General features: G+C 60.0%; 2 protein-coding genes and 2 pseudogenes. 2 read left to right on the forward strand and 2 right to left on the reverse strand.

Annotation, left to right across the window (positions count from 1 at the left end):
* Positions 1–49: 49 nt before the first annotated feature.
* Positions 50–397 (reverse strand): annotated as a pseudogene (locus IY392_RS04210) (TetR/AcrR family transcriptional regulator); the annotation flags it as partial.
* 296 nt (positions 398–693) lie between these two features.
* Here IY392_RS04210 and IY392_RS04215 point away from each other — a divergent pair.
* On the forward strand, positions 694–1,218 hold the full coding sequence (locus tag IY392_RS04215) for a PaaI family thioesterase (protein WP_017836045.1): 525 nt from the start codon (positions 694–696) through the stop codon (positions 1,216–1,218).
* A 149-nt stretch (positions 1,219–1,367) separates the two neighbouring features.
* Here IY392_RS04215 and IY392_RS04220 read toward each other — a convergent pair whose 3' ends face one another.
* Complete coding sequence (locus tag IY392_RS04220) at positions 1,368–2,369, reverse strand: AraC family transcriptional regulator (protein ID WP_031264629.1); 1,002 nt, start codon at positions 2,367–2,369, stop codon at positions 1,368–1,370.
* A gap of 118 nt (positions 2,370–2,487) precedes the next feature.
* Here IY392_RS04220 and IY392_RS04225 point away from each other — a divergent pair.
* A pseudogene (locus IY392_RS04225) lies at positions 2,488–2,580 on the forward strand (2Fe-2S ferredoxin); the annotation flags it as partial.

The raw sequence follows: 2,580 nt of genomic DNA on the forward strand, positions 1-2,580 counted from the left end.
GGAAGTCCTCGCGAAAGCCAACCGTAACAACACTTCAAATGCGGACCACTAGCAACGCGCGGCGCAGGTAGTTCACCACCTCGGGACGCCTGACCAGCATGTCGACAACCGCGTCGTTGCGGATCCGGGCGATGTCGGCGCCTGGGATGTCCACGGGCACCGAGGCAAGTGCGGTAGCGAAATGCTCTACGACCAGTCGCTCGACCGCCTCGCGAAGGCCGTCCTTTGTGCCGTAGTGATGGACCACGAGACCCACCGTCACTCCGGCCGCGGTTGCCACGGTTCGCAACGAAGTGCCGTCCTCGCCGTTGGCGGCGTAGAGATCCAGTGCGGCGTTGCGGATGCGCGCCTTGGCAGTGAGATCCCGGCCCGCGGCGCCTGGAGCGGAACGATTCACGCGGTTCCCCTTCAGTTGCGGTCGAGCCTACGGACCCCAAACTAGACTATACGTCGGTACCGCTTACTGTATGTTCGTACAGTACAAGGTGTCCCGGCTCAGTCGGCCTTGTCGACCTGACTATCGTGCCGTCGACAGCCAGTTGCTCAGGCCACCCGCATCGGGCCTCAGGGCCCCTTGGACGTCCCGGTCAAAGGTTGGCTCACGGGTCGGACGTGCGGGTGTCGGCGATATCTCCGTCGCCACAAGCCGAGGTATCGCACCCAGTACAACTTCATCGACAGGAAGGTCTGGGCATGGACACATTTCGCGACAAGGCCGGCGAGCCGATAGGTACCGATATCGACAACTGGGTGGCCTCGTTCACGCGCATGGAATCCGGTTCCTCCGAGCTTCCTCCCCACCACCCCAACTGCCTTGGCTGTGGACCAGAGAACCCGAATGGTCACTTCCTCTCGGTACGGCGTGACGGAGACGGCGTCGTCGCACACCACCAGTTCGACCAGCGCCACGTCGGGGCACCGGGCATTGCACACGGCGGCGCGGTAGCGACCGTGATTGACGACCTCTTCGGCTTCTTGCTGTATTCGGTCGGCGAGCTCGCCGTGACGCGCCGTCTCGAGCTCGAGTATCTTGCGCCAGCACTACTCGACACCCCGTACATCCTGCGCGCTGCAGTTCGGTCTCGCGATGGCCGGAAATTGGACCTCAAGTCCACGATGGAGGATGCAGAGGGCCGCACTGTTATTACTGCCACTGCCCTGTTCATCGTGGTCGAGGTTGAACACTTTTTGCAGTCACAGAGAAACTCGAGGGCTTAGGCCAAACTCACCGCCGCGAGCACCAGGCCCGAATACGTCGAGGGTGTCGGCGGAGCCTGAAGCTATTGAACGCCACGCCCAAAGAAAGGGCGAAGCTGAAGGCACCGTGCATTGCCAGTTGCCCTGTACGAGTCAACCAAGTGGCAGCGCTACCTACGACGGAACCCCGTCGGCGGGTGGCCGGTCCAGTGCTTGAAAGCGTGTGAAAAGCTGGCGAGGTCGCTATATCCGAGGTCCGTGGCGATCTCGCTCGCGGACACAGATCCGTCCAGTAAACGAAGAATCGCGTACTCAAGAATGATCGACTGGCGCAGTCCGCGATAGGTCATCCCTTCCTCAGAGAGGCGCCGCTTAAGTGTGCTCGTAGAGATGGAGAGTTCGTCTGCAATCCACTGACTTCCACAATCTGCGGGACGCTTCTCTATCAGACGTCTCACCTTGTCCGAATACGAGGCGATTTTACTCCGCTCGTCGAGCCTTCGCTGCAAGTCACTGATAGCGAGTCGATACGCCACGGGGTCAGAGAACCGGCAGACGTGATTGACCGCGTCAACGGGAAAATGCAGAATGGACAGTGAAGCGTCAAATACCAGGCGACCAGCTAACCAATCCTGATCCACGGGCAGACCTTCCGGAGCGGGCCAACCCAGTGAGAGTGTGATGTCTGGTGCATCGCCAACGAGTATATTCAGCAGCCTCAGCAGGACCGCACCACAGTAGGTGACCACTAGGGAGTCTAGGACTCGATCGCCCGTCTGCCCATTGAGCGCGACAGACACTCCGTGTCCACCTGCGTAGAACTGCGCACTCAGGGCTGGGGTTATTAGCGGCAGGTAGGCAAGCAATTCCAATATCTCGCCTGCGGAACCTGCGCTTACTAGTGGGACGCTTAATGGTCCGAAGGACGTCAGATGAGCATGCTGGGCGAACGCCAAACCGAGGGTCGTTGCTTGGTCAACGTCGAGGTCGGGCAAGGCTTCCCTGATCCACCGCAGGGGAACTTGGGCGTTGATGGCGAGAAGTGACTCGACGTCGCTTCGCTCACGATCCATGATCTCGCGAAACCGTGCAACGGCGTCTTGCTCCAGAACTGGGCTCTCAAGTAACTGCGCGAACACGAGCGGTGGCACGCCCTCGCGATCAAGATTCATCGCCCCCGCCTTCTGAGCCAAATTAACAAGCTTCTGCCCTCAATCAACCTAGCCGCAGTCGTCGTTGTTAGCAATGCTGTGAGCAGCTATTACCCGAACAACCATGCAGGAGCCAGCGATGACAGTCGTAACCTTCGTCTCACATGACGGAGAGAAGCACGAGGTGCCCTTGGAGGAGGGGCAGTCACTCATGCGGATCGCCGTCAACAAC

It is taken from the genome of Dietzia sp. SYD-A1 (assembly GCF_015356725.1).
GTDB lineage: Bacteria > Actinomycetota > Actinomycetes > Mycobacteriales > Mycobacteriaceae > Dietzia.